This window comes from Nocardia testacea NBRC 100365, from assembly GCF_000308775.1.
In the GTDB taxonomy this organism is placed as follows: Bacteria; Actinomycetota; Actinomycetes; order Mycobacteriales; family Mycobacteriaceae; genus Nocardia; species Nocardia testacea.
In genome coordinates, this window is sequence record NZ_BAGJ01000087.1 from 70,347 (window position 1) to 91,556 (window position 21,210).

Annotated in this window: 21 protein-coding genes; 4 read left to right on the plus strand and 17 right to left on the minus strand. The window is 69.1% G+C overall.

Annotation, left to right across the window (positions count from 1 at the left end; genetic code table 11):
• Positions 1–13: 13 nt before the first annotated feature.
• From ON38_RS11565 to ON38_RS11610, 10 genes are all read right to left on the minus strand, one after another.
• Entirely contained in the window at positions 14–1,057 is a 1,044-nt protein-coding gene (locus ON38_RS11565; protein WP_039824701.1) for an NAD(P)-dependent alcohol dehydrogenase, read from the minus strand.
• Positions 1,057–1,848 carry an SDR family NAD(P)-dependent oxidoreductase gene (locus tag ON38_RS11570; RefSeq protein WP_051164615.1) on the minus strand — a complete coding sequence of 264 codons (792 nt, stop codon included), beginning with the start codon at positions 1,846–1,848 and terminating at the stop codon, positions 1,057–1,059. The genes ON38_RS11565 and ON38_RS11570 overlap by 1 nt, the downstream gene beginning before the upstream one ends.
• 1 nt (position 1,849) lies before the next feature.
• On the minus strand, positions 1,850–2,605 hold the full coding sequence (locus ON38_RS11575; protein WP_039824702.1) for an SDR family NAD(P)-dependent oxidoreductase: 756 nt from the start codon (positions 2,603–2,605) through the stop codon (positions 1,850–1,852).
• Positions 2,602–3,804, minus strand: coding sequence for an acyl-CoA dehydrogenase family protein (locus ON38_RS11580; protein WP_039824703.1), 1,203 nt, complete (start codon positions 3,802–3,804; stop codon positions 2,602–2,604). Before ON38_RS11580 ends, ON38_RS11575 begins: the two co-directional genes overlap by 4 nt.
• 31 nt (positions 3,805–3,835) lie before the next feature.
• The gene (locus tag ON38_RS11585; RefSeq protein ID WP_039824704.1) at positions 3,836–4,786 is read right to left on the minus strand and encodes a phosphotransferase family protein; all 951 of its coding nucleotides are present in this window, start codon (positions 4,784–4,786) and stop codon (positions 3,836–3,838) included.
• Complete coding sequence (locus ON38_RS11590; protein WP_039824705.1) at positions 4,783–5,991, minus strand: acyl-CoA dehydrogenase family protein; 1,209 nt, start codon at positions 5,989–5,991, stop codon at positions 4,783–4,785. Before ON38_RS11590 ends, ON38_RS11585 begins: the two co-directional genes overlap by 4 nt.
• Positions 5,992–6,006: 15 nt before the next feature.
• Positions 6,007–7,158: a thiolase family protein gene (locus ON38_RS11595; RefSeq protein WP_039824706.1), complete on the minus strand. Its 1,152-nt coding sequence runs from the start codon at positions 7,156–7,158 to the stop codon at positions 6,007–6,009.
• A complete protein-coding gene (locus ON38_RS11600; RefSeq protein WP_039824708.1) occupies positions 7,155–7,532 on the minus strand; it encodes a Zn-ribbon domain-containing OB-fold protein in 378 nt (125 codons plus the stop codon). The genes ON38_RS11595 and ON38_RS11600 overlap by 4 nt, the downstream gene beginning before the upstream one ends.
• Before the next feature lie 34 nt (positions 7,533–7,566).
• Positions 7,567–8,355 (minus strand): enoyl-CoA hydratase/isomerase family protein, encoded by a 789-nt coding sequence (locus ON38_RS11605; RefSeq protein WP_039824709.1) that lies wholly within the window; start codon positions 8,353–8,355, stop codon positions 7,567–7,569.
• Between the two features lie 102 nt (positions 8,356–8,457).
• Positions 8,458–9,600, minus strand: coding sequence for an acyl-CoA dehydrogenase family protein (locus tag ON38_RS11610; protein ID WP_039824711.1), 1,143 nt, complete (start codon positions 9,598–9,600; stop codon positions 8,458–8,460).
• Positions 9,601–9,692: 92 nt separating this feature from the next.
• Between ON38_RS11610 and ON38_RS11615 the strand changes: the two genes are divergently transcribed.
• From ON38_RS11615 to ON38_RS11625, 3 genes are read left to right on the plus strand one after another with little or no spacing between them, the layout of a single operon-like run.
• Positions 9,693–10,073: a nuclear transport factor 2 family protein gene (locus tag ON38_RS11615; RefSeq protein ID WP_039824712.1), complete on the plus strand. Its 381-nt coding sequence runs from the start codon at positions 9,693–9,695 to the stop codon at positions 10,071–10,073.
• Positions 10,070–10,441 (plus strand): hypothetical protein, encoded by a 372-nt coding sequence (locus ON38_RS11620; protein ID WP_039824713.1) that lies wholly within the window; start codon positions 10,070–10,072, stop codon positions 10,439–10,441. The genes ON38_RS11615 and ON38_RS11620 overlap by 4 nt, the downstream gene beginning before the upstream one ends.
• Before the next feature lie 39 nt (positions 10,442–10,480).
• Positions 10,481–11,500, plus strand: a complete 1,020-nt coding sequence (locus ON38_RS11625) for an NADP-dependent oxidoreductase (protein ID WP_039824714.1) — start codon at positions 10,481–10,483, stop codon at positions 11,498–11,500.
• Positions 11,501–11,519: 19 nt separating this feature from the next.
• Here the strand turns inward: ON38_RS11625 and ON38_RS11630 are convergent, their stop codons facing one another.
• The 5 genes from ON38_RS11630 to ON38_RS11650 all read right to left on the minus strand — a co-directional run bounded on the left by ON38_RS11630 (position 11,520) and on the right by ON38_RS11650 (position 16,683).
• Positions 11,520–12,293, minus strand: coding sequence for a MerR family transcriptional regulator (locus tag ON38_RS11630; protein ID WP_039824716.1), 774 nt, complete (start codon positions 12,291–12,293; stop codon positions 11,520–11,522).
• A gap of 66 nt (positions 12,294–12,359) precedes the next feature.
• On the minus strand, positions 12,360–13,868 hold the full coding sequence (locus ON38_RS11635; protein ID WP_039824718.1) for a flavin-containing monooxygenase: 1,509 nt from the start codon (positions 13,866–13,868) through the stop codon (positions 12,360–12,362).
• Between the two features lie 11 nt (positions 13,869–13,879).
• On the minus strand, positions 13,880–14,803 hold the full coding sequence (locus ON38_RS11640) for a ferritin family protein (RefSeq protein ID WP_051164616.1): 924 nt from the start codon (positions 14,801–14,803) through the stop codon (positions 13,880–13,882).
• Position 14,804: 1 nt separating this feature from the next.
• The gene (locus ON38_RS11645; RefSeq protein ID WP_039824720.1) at positions 14,805–15,698 is read right to left on the minus strand and encodes an SDR family NAD(P)-dependent oxidoreductase; all 894 of its coding nucleotides are present in this window, start codon (positions 15,696–15,698) and stop codon (positions 14,805–14,807) included.
• A 1-nt stretch (position 15,699) separates the two neighbouring features.
• On the minus strand, positions 15,700–16,683 hold the full coding sequence (locus ON38_RS11650; RefSeq protein WP_039824723.1) for an alpha/beta hydrolase: 984 nt from the start codon (positions 16,681–16,683) through the stop codon (positions 15,700–15,702).
• Positions 16,684–16,798: 115 nt separating this feature from the next.
• Here ON38_RS11650 and ON38_RS11655 point away from each other — a divergent pair, with 115 nt between their 5' ends.
• Positions 16,799–17,593: an SDR family NAD(P)-dependent oxidoreductase gene (locus ON38_RS11655; RefSeq protein ID WP_039824725.1), complete on the plus strand. Its 795-nt coding sequence runs from the start codon at positions 16,799–16,801 to the stop codon at positions 17,591–17,593.
• 39 nt (positions 17,594–17,632) lie between these two features.
• Here ON38_RS11655 and ON38_RS11660 read toward each other — a convergent pair whose 3' ends face one another.
• Positions 17,633–19,738 carry a neutral/alkaline non-lysosomal ceramidase N-terminal domain-containing protein gene (locus ON38_RS11660; RefSeq protein WP_051164617.1) on the minus strand — a complete coding sequence of 702 codons (2,106 nt, stop codon included), beginning with the start codon at positions 19,736–19,738 and terminating at the stop codon, positions 17,633–17,635.
• A gap of 281 nt (positions 19,739–20,019) precedes the next feature.
• On the minus strand, positions 20,020–21,210 hold a 1,191-nt coding region (gene dinB, locus ON38_RS11665; protein ID WP_039824727.1), incomplete at its 5' end, for a DNA polymerase IV.

A 21,210-nucleotide genomic window follows, 5' to 3' on the forward strand; every position in this document is an offset into this window, starting at 1 on the left:
CGGAATGCGCTCGTCACGCCGGTGGGACCAGGACGGCGCGTCCGGTGATCGCGCCCGACCGCAGCCGGCGGTAGACCTCGACCGCCTCGGTGAGCGGGAACGTCTCCGCGGTGACGTGCAGGGCGCCCCGGCGGGCGAGATCCACCACTGCCGCCAGGTCGGACCGCGGTCCCCAGAAGGGAGCCGTCACCGTCCAGCCCGCGGCCAGCCCCACGTCCTTGCCGGCCGTGATCCGCCCGCCGGCACTGCCCACCACCACCAGGCGTCCGCCCGGCGCGAGCGCCGGACCGGCCGGGCCCACGGTGTCCGGCGCGCCCGCGAAGTCCAGTATCAGATCGGCGCCGTCGTCCAGGCCGGCCGTCGCGGAGGGTATATCGGGGAAGGCCGCGTCCACGCCGAGCCGGCGGGCCACTCGTAGTGCGTCCGGCCGGTTGTCGACCGCGATGATCCGGCCGGCGCCGAATTGGCGCAGGATCTGGACCGCGAGGTGGCCCAGCCCGCCGACTCCCACCACGAGACAGACACTGCCGGAATCGATCAGGTCGCGGTGTTGCCGCACCGCGTGGTAGGCGGTCAGGCCCGCATCCGCCAGGGGCGCGCAGACCACCGGGTCCACGCCGTGCGCCGGAACCAGGAACCGGGCCGAGGGCACGATCATCGCCTCGGCTAGCCCGCCGGGATGGCCGAGGCCGTTACCGATGGGTTTCCCCCGGCCGTCGGAGCCCGGCCGCAGGCGCAGACAGTAGTTCTCCCGCCCCCGTGCGCAGTTGCGGCACTCGCCGCAACCCCAGACCCCGTGAACCACCACGGTTTCCCCGAGCCGGCGACGGTCGGCCGCGGGACCGATGTCGACCACGGTGCCCGCCACCTCGTGACCGAGAGTGAGCGGGAGCGGATAACCGAATGCACCGGCGGCGGAATCCATGATGTGCAGATCCGAGCGGCACAGCCCGGCCGCCTCGACCCGCACCAGCAGTTCCTCGCCGCTGGGCCGTGGGGTGGGGATATCCCGGAGCTCGGGTTCGGCGCCCCACGCGGTGAGCTGCACGGCCAGCATCAGCGTGCCGTCCAGCCGCCGTCGACCACCAGGGTCTGCCCGGTCACATAGGTCGAGGCGTCCGAGGCGAGGAACAGCACGGCGCCGTCCACCTCTCCGGTCCGGCCGCCCCGGCCGAGCATGGTGTTGCGCCGTACCCAGCCCGCCGATTTCTCGTTGCCGAACAATCCGTCGGTCATCTCGGTGTCGAACCATCCCGGCACCACGGCGTTCACCCGGATACCGCGGCGCCCCCATTGACCGGCGAGTTCCCGGGTGAGCCCAAGGGTTCCGGCCTTGGAGGCGGCGTAACTGGCGCCGCCGATCGGTGCGGTGGAAACCAGGCCGATCACCGAGGAGATATTGATGTAGGACGCGGTTGCGCCCTCGGGCAATCGGGTCGCCGCGTAGGTGGCGAGGTGGAATCCGGCGAGCAGGTTCAGCTCCAGGATCGCCCGGAACTCCGCGTCGGTCTCCTGCTCCGCCTGTGGTGGTCCCGGCCGGCCCGCATTGTTGACCAGGACGTCCAAACGTCCGGACTCGGCATAACAGCGGTCCACCAAGGCGATCCGGTCCGCGTCCCGGGTCACGTCACAGCGCATCGGCACGATACGGGGGTCGGTGCGTGCCAGTTCGGTCAGCCGGTCCAGTCGGCGGGCGGCCGCGTAGACGGTGGCGCCCGCGCCCGCCAGCACCCGGGCGAAACCCAGCCCGAGGCCCGACGAGGCGCCGGTGACCACGGCGACGCGCCCACTCAGCCCGAACAGGCCCGTCAGCGTAGCGGTATCCGAACCGCCCGGCTCCGTCACCATCTCAGTACACCGCCGTCCGGCCGCCGTCGACCGGGATCAGTGCCCCGGTCGTGTACCCGGCGGCATCGCCGGCCAGATGGGTGACCAATCCGGCGATCTCCTCCGGCCGCCCGAGCCGGCCCGCCGGGAGCCGGTCGATGATCTTGCCGACGAACTCGTCGTCCCAGTGTTCGGCCATATCCGTCGCGAATCCGCCCGGCATCACACAGTTCACCCGCACCGACGGAGCGTATTCCTGCGCGAACGCCATGGTGAGCGCGTTGAGACCGTTCTTGGCCGCGGCGTACATCGCTTCGGGCGGGCTGGGCCGGACCGCGCCGATACTGGAGATGTTGATGATCGAGCCACCGCCCGCGGCGGCCATCCGGGCCCCCGCGACAGCCATCAGCCGGAACGGTCCCTTGAGGTTCACCTCCAGGGTCTTGTCCCACAGGCTCTCGGTCACCGCCGCCAGGTTATCGGCGAGGGGGGCGATCCCGGCATTGTTGACCAGGATGTCGAGGCTGCCGAATTCGGCGACGATCCCGTCGACGGCGGGTTCTATACTGTCCCACCGGCCCACGTGCAGTTCCAGCGGGTGCGCGCTGCCGGGACCGTCGCCCAGCGCGGCGACCGCCGCCTCACACGCGGCCTGTTTGCGACTGGACACGATCACCGTGGCGCCGGCGTCACGTAGCCCGCGGGCGATCGCCAGTCCGAGTCCGCGGCTCGCGCCGGTCACCAGCGCGACCTTCCCGGTCAGATCCATTGTGCTCATCGATGCTTCTTCACTTCCAGGCGCGCGATGGTGCGCAGATGGACTTCATTGGGGCCGTCGGCGATCTGCAGGGCCCGGGTGATCGCGTGCATCCGGGCCAGTACGGTGTCGTTGCTGACCCCGGCCGCGCCGAAGGTCTGAACCGCCCGGTCCACCACGGCGTGCGCCACCTCCATGGCGGCCACCTTGATCGCGGCGACCTCCGCGCGTGCCGCCGCATTGCCCTGGGTGTCCATCAGCCACGACGACTTCAGGACCAGTAGGCGGATCTGGTCGATCTCTATCCGGCTGCGGGCGATCCATTCGCGCACCACACCCCGCTCGGCGAGGGGGCCTCCGAACGCGGTGCGCTCCAGTGCCCGGCGGCACATCAGGTCCAGTGCGCGCTCGGCCATGCCGATGGCCCGCATCGCGTAGTGCATCCGGCCCGGGCCCAGCCTGCCCTGCGCGATGGCGAATCCGTCGCCTTCGGCGCCGAGCATATTCGTCGCCGGCACCCGGACATCGGTGAACTGCACCTCGCCGTGGCCGAGCCGGTCGTGGAAACCGAACATCGGTAGATCACGGAGCACCTCGACGCCGGGTGCGTCGGCGGGGATCAGGATCATGCTCTGCCTGCGGTAGGCCGGCGCTTCCGGATCGGATTTGCCCATGAAGACGATGAGTTTGCAATCCGGGTCGAGAATGCCGGAGGTATACCATTTGCGGCCGTTGACGACGTAATCGTTTCCGTCCCGGCGGATGGTCGAGGTGATATTGGTGGCGTCGGAACTGGCCACGTCGGGTTCGGTCATCGCGAACGCCGACCGGATCTCACAATCGAGCAGCGGCCGCAACCACCGCGCCTTCTGTTCCTCGGTCCCGAACATGGCCAGAATTTCCATATTCCCGGTATCGGGCGCCGAGCAGTTGATCGCCTCGTTACCGATGATCGACCGGCCGACCATTTCGGCGAGCGGGGCGTATTCCAGGTTGGTGAGTCCGGCGCCCAATCCGTCGTGGGTCATGAAAAGGTTCCACAGACCCAGTTCCCGGGCCCGGGCCTGCAATTCCCGCATGATCTGCGGCTGCTCGTGCGGGTTGTCCGCCGCGGCGAGCTGCTCGTCGTAGACCGGCTCGGCCGGATAGACGTGCTCGTCCATGAAACGACCGAGCGTGTCGAGCAGGTCCGCCGTGCGGGCGGAATAGGAGAAATCCACAGTGCGGCTCCTGAACTGGGGGACAGAGACATCAACCGGCGAGCAGCGCGGTTCCGGTCTCGATGAGGCGGTCGATGGTGGCGGGCAGTTTTTCCTGGTCCGGATCGTGGTGCCGGCCTTCGCGGTGCCGCCGCAGATTGTGGCCCATGATGGCGGCCATCTTGAGCCGGCCCAGCGCATCGAACCAGGGCAGTTCCGGTAGGCCGGTCCCGCCCGCGCGGTAGAGCTCCACCAGTTCGGCGGCGCTCGGCAACCCGGGTACCGTGCGGCCCACGCCGGGGAAGTTGCTGCCGTCGGCGAAGACCAGGAACCAGCCGAGTTCGACCCGGGGGTCGCCGGCGCTCCAGATCTCCCAGTCGATCAGCGCGACGGGCTCGGTGCCCGCGGCGATGATGTTGCCGAGCCGGTAGTCGCCGTGGACGAGGGTGGGAGTCAGCGGTTCCGGTACGCGCCGGCCGAGTAGTTCGAGCAAGCGGTCCCCGCCGGTGACCAGTTCCGGTGGTACCGCGTCGAGAGTGCGAGCCCAGCGGGCCAGTTCGTCGGCCGGGGTGAGTGCGGGTTCGATACCGGGGACCGTGTCGAGGGCGACCGCGTGCAGCCGCGGCAGTACCTCGGCCGCCCGGCGCATCCGGGCCGCGGCGAGATCGGGCGCCACGGCCGGCTCGTCGAGGACCGGTTCCAGCGATTCGCCGGCGACGAATTCCATGGCGAACCAGGCGGGTTCGCTTTCGTCGGTGACGACGATGCGCGGCACCGGCACCTCGGTCGGCGCGAGCGCGCGCATGATCCGGGCCTGGCGCAACATATCGTGGCGGCCGATGGGTTCGCGCCCCTCGGGTACGGCTTTCACCACATAGCTCGCGCCGGTCGTCACCGCCCGGTAGGTGAGTCCCGAATGGCCACCCGGAAGGCGTTCGAAGGCGGTGAGCTCGTGCCCGGCCTCGGCGGCCAGCCGGTCGCGGACCCGGTGTTCCAGCGTCATGGGCGTGGCTCCTTGGGCAGGCCGAGTACCCGCTCGGCGATGATGTTGTGCTGGATCTCGTCGGTGCCGCCGGCGATCCGGTAGCCCGGCGCGCCGAGGACGTGCTCGGTCCAGGCGTAGGTTCCCCAGCGTCCCGAATCGGCGACGAGGTCGCGGCCGAGCAGCAGGCGCACCACTTCCGACGTGCGCGCCATGGTGTCGGTGGCCAGCAGCTTGCCCGCCGAGGCCTCCGGCCCGGGGTCCCGGCCCGCGACCACCGCCGCGGCGACCCGCATACCCGCCACCCGCTGTACATAGCTGCGGGTCACCAGGTCGGCGACCCGGTCACGTTCCAGATCGGACAGCTCCCGACCCGGATTGCGGGCCAGCGCCACGGCCTGGTCGGCATTCGCCAGGCCCAGTGTCGCGCCGTCGAGTCGTTCGGCGGCGAGCACGGTCAGTGCGACCGGCCAGCCCTTGCCGACCGGCCCGAGCCGCAGCTCGTCGTCGAGCACCACGCCGTCGAGGTAGACCTCGTTGAACGAGCTGCCGCCGGTCATCTGCCGGATCGGCCGTACGGTGACACCTGCGGCATCCATGGGGACCAGGAATACGGTGAGCCCCGCGTGTTTGGCCGCCGCCGGATCGGTCCGGCACACCGCCACGCCGAGGTCGGCGACGCGGGCGCCGGAGGTCCAGACCTTGTGGCCGTCGAGGGTCCAGGTGCCGTCGGCGTTCCGGGTGGCCCGGGTGCGTACGGCGGCCAGATCGGAACCTGCCTCGGTTTCGGAGAAGAGCTGGCAGGCGATGAGATCGGTGCGCAGCATGGCGCGGACGTAGCGGTCCCGCTGTTCCGGCGTCCCCCACTGCTCGATGGTCGGCGCCACCAATTGCTGGGTGACCGAGAACATCTCGGTGCGCCGCGGGACCTCGAACTCCGCTTCGGCGCGCCGGAACGCGAGCACATAGGACATCGGCAGCCCGCGTCCACCGTATTCCGGGGCCCAGTTCAACGCCCCCCAGCCCGCATCGAATTTGGTGCGCTCGTAGTCGCGGATCGCGTCGGTGTGCCGCCGCTCCTCCGCGGCGGTCCAATTCTCGAATACGGCGACCGAATCGTCACCGTGACCCCAGGCGGCTTCGGTGCGGGGCGCGGCGACCCCGTGCAACCAGTCCCGGGCCGCCTCGGTGAACTCGGCGAGGTCCGGAAGTGTCGGTGTACTCACTGTGTCTCCTCGCCCTCAGACCGAAAGGACCGTGCAAGCGCTGATTCCGGGCGCGCCGTAGACATGGGTGAAGCCGGTGCGCGGACCACCCGGCACCTGCCGTTCGCCCGCCTCGCCCCGCAGCTGGGTGACGATTTCGTGGACCTGTCGCAGCCCCGACGCGCCGATGGGTTCGCCGTTGGCGATACAACCGCCGTCGGTGTTGATCGGCAGCCGGCCATCGATCTCGGTGGCGCCCGTGGCGATCAGTTCCTCCTGCGCGCCGTGCTCGCAGAACCCGCATTCGGCCATATGCATGATCTCCGCGCCGCTCTCGGTGTCCTGGAGCTGGGCGACGTCGATATCGCCCGGCCCGATCCCGGCCTGCTCGAAGGCCGCCGTGGCGGCGTCGGTGCTCACACTGGTCGGTTCCCCCGTGCCCTGGACCGCGGGGCTGAACACCTCGAACGATCCGAAGCGGCGGGTGCGATGGCTGATCGCCCGCAAGCGCACGGGGCGCCCGCCGAGCCGGCGCACGGCGGCCGCGCTCGCGACGACCACGGCCGCGCCCCCTTCGCCGGGGGAGCAGAACATGAACTTGGTGAGCGGATCGTTCACCATCTCCGCGGCGGCGATCTGCGCCGCCGAGATCGGCTCCCGCCGCCAGGCGTTGGGATTGCGGCTGCCGTTGCGGTAGGCCTTCTCGGCGACCTTCGCCAGGGTATCTGCGGAGATATCGTGCTCGCGCATATAGCGGCCGATCTTGGCGCCGAAGAACTGGGTGGTCACCATGAGTCCGGCGGTGCCGTACCCCTCCGGCAGACCCCAGTCGGCGGGGTCGGGATCGAAGGCTCCGCGCGGATGTTTGTCGAAGCCGACCGCGAGCGCGATCTCGGCGGCGCCGGAGCGCACCGCGTTGACCGCGGAGAACAGGGCGCTGCCGCCCGTCGCGCAGCCGTTCTTGACATTGGTGAACGGGATTCCGGTGAAGCCGAGCTCGGCGACCAGGGTGTCGGCCAGGCCGGACCCGTCGCTGCCGCCGAACGCGACCTGGATATCGGGCCAGGTCACGCCGGCGTCGGCCACCGCGGCGGTGATCGCCTCGACCGCCATCTGCCGCCCACTGACCCCGGGCCGGCGGCCGAAACGCGAGAGCCCACTACCGATGATCGAAACCTGGTCTGTCACCGGTCCTCGCTCTGCCGGGTGGTAATGGTGGCGAACCGGGGGACCGGTGTGACCGCGACCAGTCGCACCGGCGCCCGATCCAGGGCGGCGAAATCGTCGGCGCAGTCGAGAATCGCCTCGATCTTGATTCCCTGGGGGAGTTCGACATAGCCGACCGCGTACGGCGTGAAACCCTCGGCGGGAACGACATACGGCGGCGATTTCGGTGGGAACCGCTGAACTGTGTAGGCCCAGACCACCCCTTCGTCGCCGAGGGGCAGTGGGTCGGCGGTCGGCCGGGCACAGCGTGCGCAGATCGCGCTCGCCGGGTAGCCGACCGTGCCGCACACCCGGCACCTACTGCCTTCCAGTACGGGTTTCACCTGCTCGCCCATGTCTTCCTTCCGATGGTCGATATGCCTGGCCGGGTCAGCGACCGACCCACTTGGGTTCGCGCTTCTCGAGGAAGGCGTTGACGCCTTCGCGCGCGTCCTCGGACTGCAGGGCGTTGCCGACCGCCAGGTGCTCCATCACCATCAGCGACTGGATATCGGCGTCCAGGCCGCGATCGATGGTCATCTTGGTCAGCTTCATGGCGAATGGGCTCTTGTCGATGATCGGCGCGATGAAGTCGGCCACCAGGGCGTCGAGTTCGGCCGCCGGGGCGGAGGCATTGATCAGGTCGAAGGCCGCTGCCTCTGTGCCGGAGAGCAGTTTGCCGGTGAGCATCAGCTCCTTGGTCTTGCGGATGCCGATCATGCGGGGCAGGCGGTAGATCGGGCCCGCGCCACCGAAGAGCGCGCGCCGGATGTGGAAGTCGCCGATCTTGGCATCATCGGCCGCCACCGCGAAATCGCACGAGATCATCAGCTCGAAACCGCCCGCGGTGACGTAGCCCTCCAGCACCGCCACCGACGGAGTGTTCATCGAGTACAGGCGGTCACAGACCTTCGCCGAGAGCACCGCGACATCCATCGCGTTGGTCTTGCCGACGTAGTTCTCCCGCAGTTCGTCCAGGTCGAAGCCCGAGCAGAAGGTGTTGGCCCGGCCGCGGAGTACGAGGACCTTCAGCTCGGGGTCGTTGTCGACCTCGACGATGATCTCGTCGAGCCGGTGCAGCAGCTCCACGGTGACCGCGTTCTTCTTGTGCGGGCGGTTGAGCCAGACGCGGGCGATCTCGCCGTCTTTCTCCAGGACGATGTGGTCGGTGTCAACCATCGAGGGCCTCTTTCATTGTCCGTTATTGAACTGGATTCACTTCAGTTGTACTCGACGGCGCGGAGGGCGTCAATACGGAATTCCGTGCCGGTCGTGAGTTGTTCAGACGCCGATCAGATCGGCGATGCGAGCCCGATGAGTGCGTGAATCGCCATGTGCTGCTTCGTTTCCGAGCGCACGCCGGAAATAGGAGTGCACGGGATGCTCCCAGGTGAAGCCGACGCCGCCGTGTAACTGCACCGCTTCGGAGGCCGCGAGTACGGCCGCGTCGGTGCAGACGGCGCCCGCGACCGCGACGGCCAGCCGCGCCGAATCGGGGTCCTCGGCGTAGAGGGCGGCGGCGTACCGGGAGGCCGAGCGCGCGCGCTCCAGCTCGACCAGCAGATCCGCCAGCCGGTGTTTGACGGCCTGGAAGGAGCCGACCGGCCGCCCGAACTGATGGCGTGTGCGGACGTAGTCGACCGTGAGCCCGAGCAGGTGATCGACAATGCCGGTGTTCTCGCAGGCGGTGGCGAGGGTGGCCAGATCGTGCAGTCGCGCGATGGCGGCGGGTGTCGATTCCGGCGTCGTCAGCGCGACGGCCGGGCAGTCGCGCACGGTGAGATCGGCCTGCCTGCGCGTGGGGTCCAGGACGCGGCGTGGGCTGCGCACGGCCCCGGGGCCGGGCCGCAGGGCGAAGAGGCGGCGGCCCTCGGGCGTATCCGCCGAGGCCACTACGAGATCGGCGGTGTCGCCGCCCGGTAGGTGGGTGACCGTACCCTCGACTCGCCAGCCGGTGGAATCGGATCGGGCCCGCAGCGCGTCGGTCGCTGGATCGAGGGTGCCGACGGTGGCGAGCGATCGCCCGTCCAGCACCTCGGTGAAGAGGTCGGCGGTCGCCGCGGCGGCCGGCAGCAGTGCCTGAACGCCCAGGACGGCCGAGCTGATCACGGGTTCGCAGACCAGGGCCCGGCCGCATTCCTCGAGTACGACGGCCAGTTCGGCGGTGCCGTAGCCGAGCCCGCCGTATTCCTCCGGGACGGCGAGCGAGGTCACCGACATCTCGTCGACGAGGCGTCGCCACAGCGGTTCGGAGTATCCGGCCGCGGATTCCGCCGCCGCGCGTACCTGCTCGATCCCGCTGTACTTGGCGAGGAGCGCCCGCAGTGTTTCGCGCAGTTGTTCCTGCTCGGGACCGGGCGTGAGAGCTGCCGGTTCCGCCCGCGGCCAGGGCGCTTCGGGGGTAACTGCTGAGGTCGAGGACATGATTCTCCGGTTGACTTGAGTTCAATTCGGCAAATTGAGCCTAGCGGCTCGCACTCTCGACAAGAAGTGGTTTGCTGAACTAAGTTCATTTCATGATTTACGTGATCGAGGACTACTACGCGACCGTCGACAGCGGCGGATTGCGGGACGCGGTGGCGTTGCTGGCCGAGGACGTGGACTTCACGATGGTCCTGCCCACCGGGGTGAACCGGGGCCGCGGCCGCTCGGCCATGTTCGATTACCTCAGCGGCCGGCCGCCGGTGAACCGCAAGCATGTGCTGTTGCGGGTCGCCGCCGACGGGGACGTGCAGTTCGCCCACGGCGCCGTCACCGAGAACGGCACCGTGACCACCGGCTATTTCGTGGCCGCGATGCATCTGGACGCGACGGGACTCATCGACCGATATCAGGTCACGTTCAGCGCGGACTTCGCGCTGGTGGACCGGTCCTCGACCGAAGGAGAACGGAAATGACGACGGATGTGCCCGTGCTGACGCGGTGGTTCGGTTATATGGACTCCGACGATCCCGATCGGGTGCTCGGCATGATCTCCGCCGATTTCACCATGTCGGTGCAGTTCTCGAAGGGATCCGGGGAGAGCGCCGAATTCGTCGGGGACCGGGCCGGACTGGTCGCCTACCTCGCCCAGCGCGAGAAGAGCACCCTGATCCATCACATCGATGTGGGTGCGGTGGTGGGCGAATACGAACTCGTGCTCGGTCGTACCACGCGTGCCGGAGAGTTCGAGGCGTCGTTCAATGCGACCGCCCAGCTCGACGCCGACGGTGCGGTGCGCCGGCTGCTCATCGCCCGGACGCCCGAGGTCGCCTTCGCGCGCTGAACGGCGCGAGCCCGGCAGGCCCGACAAGGAGGACCACCGATGAATCGCCGGCTCTGTCTGGCCCGGCGCCCGGCCGGAAAGCTGAGCGTCACCGATCTCGCGCTGCTCGAGGAACCCGTGCCGGAACCCGGCCCGGGCGAGATCCTGGTGCGCAACACCTGGCTGTCGATCGATCCGTCCATCCGCATCCGGCTGGCGGAGACCACACCGGACGGGTACCTGCCGCCGCTGCGCCCGGGCGAATGTCTCAGCGGTCTCGCGCTCGGCGTGGTCGCCGAGACCCGCCACCCGGACTACGCCGTGGGCGATCTGGTCTCCCACACTCTCGGCTACCGCGAATACGCGGTGGTGGGCGCCGGCGCGCAGACCATCGGCGGTTACGGCGCACCCACCCGGATCGAGGCAGGTGATCTTCCGCCGCAATGGTTCCTCGGCCCGCTGGGCAGCGCCGGACTCACCGCGTATGTGGGGCTGGTCGAAATTCTCGAGCTGACCGCGGCGGACACAGTGTGGGTGTCGTCGGCCGCGGGATCGGTCGGTTCGCTCGCCGCGCAGCTCGCGGCCCTGCGCGGCGCCACCGTCCTCGGCTCGTCGGGCAGTCCGGACAAGGTGGCCTACCTGCGCGACGAACTCGGTATCGCCGCCTTCGACTACCACGAGCCCGCCCTCGCCGAATCGCTGGCCGTACTCGCGCCCACCGGAATCGACGCGTATTTCGACAATGTCGGTGGCGACCATCTGACCGCGGCCCTGGACGCGCTCCGCCCGCAGGGGCGGATCGCGCTGTGCGGGGCGGTATCCGGTTACGACGGCGCGGCCCCGGCCGGGCCGCCGAACCTCTTCACCATGGTGGCGAAAGGCCTGCGTATGCGGGGTTTCCGGGCCGGATCCTTCAATCATCTCGAGTCGGCCATGCGGGCCGAGGTCGGTGCGCATCTCGCGGCCGGACGACTGGTCCACCGGGAATCGGTATTCGAGGGGATCGAGCAGGCGGCGGCCGCCCTGGTCGCGATGCTCTCGGGCGCGACGACCGGAAAAACACTGTGCCGTCTGGCCTGAGGCGGCCCGGGTCCGGCGCTCAGTGATCGCGCTGGGCGCGGCCCATGTTCCGTTCCCGCTCCCGTTCCGCGGCAGTGGCGAGATAGTCGCCGAGTTCGCGCCGCAGCGTGGCGTCCAGCGACCGGGCCAGACTGGTGTGCACCGCGGCGACACCGAGTTCACGCATTGTATTGAGCATGCGGGTGGTGGCGGCGATCTCGTCATTGGAGTCCGGTAGCCAGCCGGGCCCGTGCTCGTCGACGATATGTTTCTTCGCCGCGTTGATGAGCAGCTCGCTGATAGCGTCGATCCGCGTGGCGACGTCGGCGTACACCGAGATGAGCGTGCCCAGCTCCACCCCGTACTCGTGGAGCTCGGTGAACGAGGTGAGCAGCTGGGTATCGGTGATCACCACCGTCTCGCCGTCCACCCGGACCAGACCCATCCGGCTCAGCTGTTCCACCAGCTCCTCGGTCTGCTCACCGAGAATGGTGGCGAGCAGTTCCCGGGGAACCTCGAACGTCTCCTCCTCCGACCAGTTCGCGGTGACGGCGTGCTGCAGGCCCAGCACCTCGGTGAGATCCTTGCCGGTCTCCCAGCTGGTGATGAAATCGGCGATATGCGCGGTGGTGAAACCGCGCTGGAGCAGCGCGTCGATGAGGCGGAGCCGCTCGAGGTGGGAATCGTCGTAGATACTGGCCCGGCCGTCGCGGTCGGCCGGGGGCGGGAGCAGTCCGCGCTCCTGATAGGCGCGGACATTGCGGGAGGTGGTGCCCGCGGCGCGGGCGAGATCGTCGATCCGGTATCGCGCCATGAGTCCGCACCTCCCTCGCCCGCCTGCGCCGGTGATCCGGCCCGAGAATCCGAGTCTAGCCCTCGGCTAGGGGATCGATGCCACCGTCGGCGCGATCCGCGGCTCGGCTGCCACCACCGTGTAGTCGTCGAGATCGACCTCGCGCAACTGGTTGCGGTACTGGGTGGCGAAGCCCGGGTACATGGTCGCGTTGAACCCGTCCTCGGTCAGATACCAGCTGCGGCAGCCCGAGTTCCAGGTGGTCGCACCCAGCTTGCGCTGGATGGCCGCGTTGTAACGCTCCTGGCGTTCGCGGCGCACCTCGAGCATCCGCAGATCGCGGTCGAGGATCAGACCGATCGCCCGCACCAGGTAGTCGATCTGCGCTTCCATGTACACCAGTGCCGAGTTGTGCCCCGGGCCGGAATTGGGTCCGAAGGTCAGGAACAGGTTCGGATAGCCGGAGACCGCGACACTGCGATACGCGAACGCGCCGCGCCGCCACTCGTCGGCGAGCACCCGGCCGTCCCGGCCGGTGATCGGGATCGGTGTCCCGGTTTTGGAGACCTCGAATCCGGTGGCGAACACGATGCAGTCGGCACGGTGCTCGATCCCCTCGGCGGTGCGGATACCGTCCGGGGCGATCCGGGCGATCGGCCAGGTGATCAGTTTGCAGTTCTCCCGCTGCAGTGCCGGGTAGTAGTCGTCGGTCATGAGCAGTCGTTTGCAGCCGGCCCGGAAATCGGGCGTGAGCTGTCGGCGCAGCCACGGATCGGCGACCTGGCGCCGCAGCTGTGCCCGGCCGACCAGTTCGACCACCCGGGTCAGCGGGGTGTTCCAGACGACGCCGAGCGCCACCGATTCGTGCCCGTAGAACCACGCCTGCCGCGCGAGGGTCTGCGCGCCGGGGACATGCCGGTACAGCTCCTTGGTGAGGGCGCCGGTGCGCCGGTTCACCCGGGGCAGGACCCAGCCGGGAGTGCGCTGGAAAACCTTCACCGAGCCGGCCCGTTCCACCAGCTCCGGGATGATCTGCACCGCACTGGCTCCGGTGCCGATCACCGCGACCCGTTTTCCGGCGAAATCGTAGTCGTGGTCCCAGCGCGCACTGTGGATCGTGTGCCCGGTGAAGGTGTCGATACCCGGGATATCGGGGTAGCCGGGTTCGGTCAGCGGGCCGGACGCCAGCACCACCGCACGCGCGCGGACTTCTCCGGCGCCCTCGATCGAGATCGCCCAGGTGCCGGTGGTCTCGTCGAATGCCATTCCGGCGACGTTGTGCCGTAACCGGATATGCGGACCGATTCCGGATTCGGCCACCATCGAGTCGATATAGCTCAGGATCTCACCGCTGCCGGAATAGGTGTGCGACCAGTCCGGGTTGGGTGCGAAGCTGTAGGAGTAGAGCCGGGAGGGAATATCGCAGGCGGCGCCGGGATAGGTGTTGTCGCGCCAGGTTCCGCCGACCGCGTCACCGCGTTCGAACACCGCGAAATTCGTGATACCGCGGTCGCGGAGCCGGATGGCCGCGCCGATTCCGGCGAATCCCGCACCGATCACGGCGACATCGAGCGGGGCTGTGCTGGTCGTGGTCATGCTCGTCCTCGTCACGCGGCGGGGGTGTAGGTGATTTCCTTCGACCAGCTCGGGTCCTTGCGCAGTAGCCGCCGCGGAATGGCCCCGGTGACCTTCACCAGGGTGTCCGCGAGCAGGTGATACGGATGACCCCGGTCGACCACCCAGTTACCGTGCATCTTCACGATCTGGTACATCGGCAACCGGCGGGCGAATTCGCTGCGCTCACCCACCTTCCGGTAGCGCTCGAGCGCCGAGTACAGCTTCTTCTCGTCCACTCCCATCGCGACGATGTTGTCGCGCATCTTGTTCAGCAGCGGCATATAACTCAGCACGCCGATCAGGAAGGTGGGTTTCACCCAGCCGCCGACCAGTTCGATGAGCAGTTTGCGCATCTCGGCATGGCCGAGCACATCCATCACCGCGAAATCCACCGCCAGGTGCCGGGACTCGTCGGCATTGATCCGCCGGAACGCCTCCTGGCACACCGGGTCCTCGATCTCGTCCATGATGAATTTGACCAGCGCGCCGTCGAGTGCCACCTCGAGCATCGGAATCACGGTTCCCAGGAAGGACAGCGACATCTCGTCGGCGTATTTGTCCAGGAAATCGATCACCAGTTTGACATTGATATTCGGCTGCGGGATCTCGTCACCCTCGAGCATGCCCCAGCGCCGCATCAGCGCGAGTTCGGCATTGGCGTGCTTCTGCTCCTCGGCGTGGAAATAACGGTAGATCTCCCGCAGGGTCTCGTCGGGGGCCTTTTTGGCCATGGCGGCGAATCCGCGCGCCCCCACGTTCTCGATCCACATCAGGTCCGACATGAACGGCTTCAGGCGCGCGTGCTGTTCGGGGGTGATCGTTTCCGCGCCCGGCGCGTCCCAATCGATATCGGCCAGTGCCCACTGGCGGTCCTTGATCTTGTCGAGCATATCCGCGAAGTCCATGGTCGCCATCTCAGACTCCTGTTCTCTGTGTAGTGGTCGGTACGGCGGGCGCGTCCTGCGGCAACAGCCGCTCGAGCAGACCCGCCACGGTGGTGTACGGTCCGGGAAAAGCGCGTTTGAGCAGCCAGATCAGCTGGGCATCGGGCTGCGGGAGGACGTGCAGCCGGCCGCGATCGTGCGCGTCGAGGGTGATCCGGGCGACGCGCTCGGGGGAGAAGCCGGTCCAGCGCATCAGGGTGTCGGCGAGGGCGCGCGAACCCGTGGTGATGCGCCCGTCCCGGGCGACATTGGTCCGGACGAAGGTGGGGCAGAGCACGGTGACCGCGATATCGGTACCGCTGAATTCCGCGGCCATCGTCTCCGACAGTGCCAGCACACCGGCCTTGGAGGTGTTGTAGACCGCCATCGCGGGCGCGGCCGCGAAACCGGCGGCCGAGGCCACATTGATGATGCCGCCGCGGCCGGCGGCCCGCAGCCGGGGCGCGAATATCTCGCAGCCGTGCACCACGCCCCACAGATTGATACCGAGCGCCCACTCCCAGTCGGTGAAGCCGATCTCGCCCACCGGTTTCCCGCCGATGCCGACGCCGGCGTTGTTGACCACCAGCGAGACCGGTCCGTCGAATACCGAATCGGCGAACCGGGCGAGGATCTCCACGTCTTCCCGGCGGGCCACATCGCAGCGGAAAGTGTGTGCGGCGCCGGGGTGTTCGCGTTCGATGAGGGCGACCGTGCCCGCGGCACGGCTCTCGTCGATATCGGCGCAGACGATCTGTCCGCCCCGGGCGGCCAGTTCGAGGGCGAGAGCGCGGCCGATTCCGCTGCCGGCGCCGGTGACGACCGCGCGGGCGCCGCGGGTGCGATCGGAGGTGCCGAACGGCAGGAGGTTGCGCAGGGCTGTCATCTCAGCTCACTTTCCGTGGGGTGGCGACCGTGAGTGCCGCGCACAGGAAGTCGGCGGCGCGGCTCAGGGCGGCGTCGGCTTCGGGGGCCAGGCGCGGCAGTGCCTGGAACACGTGCACCTGACCCGGCCAGATCTCGAGGGTGCAGTCACCGCCCGCGGTCCGGACCATCGTGTGCAGGTGGCGGGCATCGGCGCTGAGCATCTCGGCGCCGCCGGCCTGCACCAGTATCGGCGGGAGCGCGGTGCCGGCCGCGACGGTGAGGCGCAGTCGCGGGGTGTCGTCGGGATGTCCGCTGGTGTAGACGCGGGGGAGCCGGCGAGCGGCCCGGGCCGAGATCACCGGATCGCGCCGGCGTCGCTCCTGCTCGGTCGCCAGGGCGAAGGTGAGATCGATCAGCGGCGAGAACAGGGCGACGGCGGCGGGTTGCGCATCACCGCGGGCGGCGTTCTCCAGGAGCAGATCGAGGGTGAGGTGCCCGCCCGCGGAATCCGCCGCGATCACCAGGTCGTCCGCGGCGAAGCCCTGGCCGAGCAGCCATTCGAAACCGGCGGCGATATCGTCGGCGGCGGCCGGGAAGCGGTGTTCGGGGGCGAGCCGGTAGTCCACGACGAAGACGGGCAGACCGGTATCGCGGGACAGCCGGGAGGCGAGGCCGCGATGGGTCCGGGCCGAACAGAGCACATACCCGCTGCCGTGCACGTAGTAGACGGCCCGGCCGCCGGACTCGACCCCGGGAGCGCGCACCCATTCGCCGCGGACGTCGCCGGCCCGGACTTCCTGGACGACTGTGCCGCGCAGCGGTGGGCCGGCCAGTTCCATGATCGTCGCGATGAGGGTGCGGGCGAACAGGACACCCGGTGGGTTCATCGGCACCGCGCAGTTGATCGGGCGCAGACCGTATTCCGCCGCGGTGGCGGCCAGTCGCGAACGCAGGGAGGGGGTGCGCGGCACACCGGTGCGCGAGGTCCTCGTCGACCTAGTCATGCGTTCAGAATCATTCACAAATGTGCCATTTGTCAATGGCGGATTAGTGACCCCGTGGCGACAGGGTCCGCGTGGCGCCCCCGGCCGGTACGCGGTGGTGCGGCACGATGAGGGGATGAACATCGACCTCTCCGGACGGCACGCACTGGTCACGGGCTCCAGCCAGGGCATCGGCCTGGCCATCGCCACCGCGCTGGCGCGGGCGGGCGCGTCGGTGATCGTGAACGGCCGCGGCCCGGACAAGACCGAAGCGGCCCGCACCCGCATTCTGGAGGAAGTCCCCGGCGCCTCGGTTCGCGCCGTCGCCGCCGATCTGTCCTCCGCGGTGGGTGCCGGAATTCTGCGGGAGAAGGTGCCCGAGCTCGATATCCTCGTCAACAATCTGGGAATCTTCGAGGCGAAACCGGTGCTCGAGATCGACGACGACGATTGGCGGCGCTACTTCGAGGTGAACGTGCTGTCCGCCATCCGGCTCATCCGGATGTATCTGCCCGGCATGATGCAGCAGGGATTCGGTCGCGTCATGAACATCGCCAGCGATTCGGCGGTGGTGACGCCGCTGGAAATGGTGCACTACGGCACGACGAAGACCGCGCTGCTCGCCGTCACCCGCGGATACGCGAAGGCCGCGGCGGGCACGGGGGTCACCGTCAATTCCGTGATGGCGGGACCGACCCATACGCCCGGCGTCGAGGATTTCGTCCGGGACCTGGTCGGCTCCGAACTGCCCTGGGACGAGGCACAGCACCGCTTCATGCGCGAACACCGCCCGCATTCGCTGCTCCAGCGACTGATCGAACCCGCCGAAATCGGCAATATGGTGGTCTACCTCGCCTCGGATCAGGCCTCGGCCACGACCGGGGGCGCGGTCCGCGTGGATGGCGGCTATATCGATTCGATCCTGCCCTGATCGCGATCGCTCGCCCCCCGGACCGCGGCGGCGCGGGCGTCAGCCGATCTCGAATTCGGCGCTGGTCCCCATGATCGGCTGCAGTCGCCGATCGGGGGTGAGCCGATCGGCGAAGTGCACGAAACGATGCCGCCCGGGCACGGTATCGGCGGGTATGTCCCAGGTGAAGGAGGCCACCGAGGTACCCGGGCCGCGGGTGCTCCAGTGGAAGCGCACGGCCCACTCGCCTTCGTTGGCGACCCGTACCCACCTCCCTTCCACCAGCCGCTGTACCTCGAGGAAGGTGCCGTTGCGGCGGGGATTGTGTTTCGGGTGGGCGGAGACGAAGGCCACCTCGGCTCGGGTGCCGCGGGTGTAGTGCGTGGCCGGCTGGGTGAGCGTCGCGCCGAAATCGTGTCCCGGCAACGCGATATCCGGACCCGGGGCGGGGACGAAGTTGGGCTGCAGATGCGAGAGGTCGCGTGGTGCCGGGCCCCGGTCGACCGCGGTACCGGCGGCGAGCGCCGTGGCCAGCCGCGTGAACTCCTGCTGATAGGCGGGCAGCGTGTACCGGCCGAACAGCGTGGACGCGCCCTCGTACTGCTGCGCGTCGTATTCCTCCGGGGTGGTGACATATTCGTGGTAGGCGTTGGCGTAGCCCTGGAGCAGGACCTGATCCAGCGCGACCCCGAGCGCATCCGCCACCGCCCGGCGCACCCGCAGGCCGGCCACGATGGTGAACTCACCACCGGCCGCCGCCAGATACAACTCGCCGAGCCGAACGATCTGGATCGGCACCACACTCGGCACCCACGGCGCCGGCGGTAGCAGATCGAACGGCACCGCGATCACCTTGGGGGCCTGGGCATCGGCGAGCCAGCCGGGAGCGGGACGGTGCGGATCGCCGAGGAAGTCGAGGAAGGGGTTACGGACGCCCTCCGGAATCGGACCGCCCGGCAGACCGGGGCCGTCCTCCACACTTCCGGCGAGCAACGACACTCCCGCGGCGGGTGCGGCCGTGCGGCGGGCGGCGCCGTCCGGAGTGTATCGACCGTCGATGGCGATATCGGAGAGGTCGATATAGCAGAACACCGACCCCACCGGGCCGTTCATGGGGATCGCGGCCGCGACCGCCGTGCGGGCGGCGTCGTGCTGGCGCTCCCCGAGAATGCGGGTGTTGTCGAATTCGTTGCCGGTCGGGCCCGAACCGGGCCGCAGATCCAGGTTGGGCGACATATCACCGGCGTTGGTCTGGGCGAAGGCCGCGACGTAGCCCGGTGCGCCGTCGAGATAGCGCACGCCGTGATCGGTGTGCTCGCAGGCGAATGCCGCGTAGCCCTTGTTGTCCGAGCTGATCAGCCGGTTCGTGTTCGTCATCGAGGTGTTGTGGGTGGCGAACCAGGTGATCGCGCCGACCTCTTCGCCGCCCTTGCCGATCGAGACCGTGGTGACCGCCGGATCGATGGCGTCCGGGAAGTGTGCCCGGTCGGCGGCGGGGTTGCGGTCGAAGGCGACCCGGGAGCGGTTGACGCTGGCATTGCGCAGTTCGGCGCGGCCGAGGGCGAGCGTGCCGGGGGAGAGGTCGGCGTGCGCGGCCGCGATGGCTTCGACGAGACCGTTCACCTCGGCGTCGTACACCTGCTCCTGGAACCCGAGAATCGACAGGTTGTAGGCGTAGTCGTGGGCGGCTCCGCCGCAGACGGCGTGTGAATGTGTGGAGGTGAGAAGGACATTGCGTTCGGTGTACAGATCGCCGAAACGGCGCGCCAGTTCGGTGAGCACACCGCGATGCACCGATTGGAAGATCATCGCGTTCTCGGCGACAGCGAAGACGACCCGCTCCACCCCGGAGGCGAAGACGAACGCGCGGGCGCGAGGACGCAGATGGATACCCGCGGTGGTCTGATCCTGCTGGGAGTAGCCCATCATGCCGCATTCCGCGGCGGGGCCGGTGATATCGGAGATTCCCAGCCCCACGAGATAGCCGCCGGGTTCGGCCTGTGCGGTGGCGGCGAGTCGCTCGCCGAGCCCCGGCGCGGTCGCGGTGAGTGCGCCCAGCGCGACCGTGCCGGCCGCCGCGCCCGCCAGTACCGTGCGACGGGGGAGCGCCGCCTGCTCGGAATCCGTGGGTCGCGCCGCGGCACGCGTTTTGGAGGTTGCCACCATCGAGATGTCCTTCCTGCTCGATTGGCAGCGAACCACACTGTTGAACAAACGTCCAGATGCGGCACCCGCCGGTCGCGGGTTCGAATGCGTACCGCGCCCGATGCTCTCGGCGAGCAGTGGTCTCGTTCGCAAGGGTCGGCGGCAGTTTCGTCCGGCTCGAACGGCAATGGTCTCGACCCGGTTCGTGCAGCGGCGGTCCCGCCCGGGCTCGGACAATGACGGTCCCCGGCGGGGCCGAACTGCGCCGGCATCACGCCGGGCCGATCGGTGATCTGCTCGGATCAGTCCGGGAGCAACGGCACCGACAGACCTTCGCCATGCCGCAGCAGCGCGGCGCGGGTGACTGCCCCGGAGCCGAATCTGATGCGCAGTGCGTCCAGGGTGGTGTCCAATGCCGGAGTGGGCCCCTGGCCTAAGGGCAGGGTGAGTTGCCTGGGGTCGGCGTTCTCCAGATTCGTCAACGCCAGTCCGATCAGGGTGAGGCCGCGTGCCTCGATCATCGGCATCGCCTCGGCCAGTAGGCCCCGGGCGGCCCGCAGGATCGTCTCGGTGTGGTCGGTCGCCCCGGGCAGGGTGTGCGACCGGGTGGCGCGGGTGAAATCGTCGAAGCGCATCCGCAGCACCACCGTGCGGCAGCACCGCTGGGCGGCCCGCAACCGGCGGCCGAGCCGGTCGGTGAGGCCGTGCAGATATGCGTCGATTTCCGCGGCCGGGTACGGCCGACGGCCCAGTGCGCGCTGCGCGCCGAGGGACCGTCGCCGCCGCCCCGTCTCCACTCGCCGTGGATCACGCGCCCAGGAAAGTGCGTGCAGATGCCGGGCCGCGGCCGCGCCGACGATCGGCCGCAACCCCTCTTCGCCCAGCTCCGCCAACTGCCCGATCCGCTCGATACCGTGGGCGCGCAGGGCACGTTCGGTCACCGGGCCCACACCCCACAGCCGGTGCACCGGCAGTGGATGCAGGAATCCGAGCTCGTCGGCCGGTTCCACCCGCAGCAACCCGTCCGGTTTCGCGACCGCGCTGGCCACCTTGGCCAGGAACTTCGTCCCCGCGATGCCGACCGAGATCGGCAGGCCGACCTCCCGCCGCACCCGTGCCCGCAGCTCGGCGGCAATGGCCTGCGGTTCACCCGCGATCCGGCGTAGTCCCGCGACATCGAGGAACGCCTCGTCGATCGATATCCCCTCCACGATCGGGGTGGTATCGGCGAAGATCTCGAACACCGACCTGCTGGCTTCGGCATAGGCCGGCATCCGCGGCGGGACCACTGTCGCGTCCGGGCACAGGCTCAATGCCTTGCCGATGTTCATCGGCGTGCGAACGCCCACGGCCTTGGCCTCGTAACTGGCGGCCAGGACGACCCCGCCGCCGACCAGAACCGGTCTGCCGCGCAGCCGCGGCTGGTCCCGCTGCTCCACCGAGGCGTAGAAGGAATCCAGGTCCGCGTGCAGGATCGACGCGTGATCCCGGGC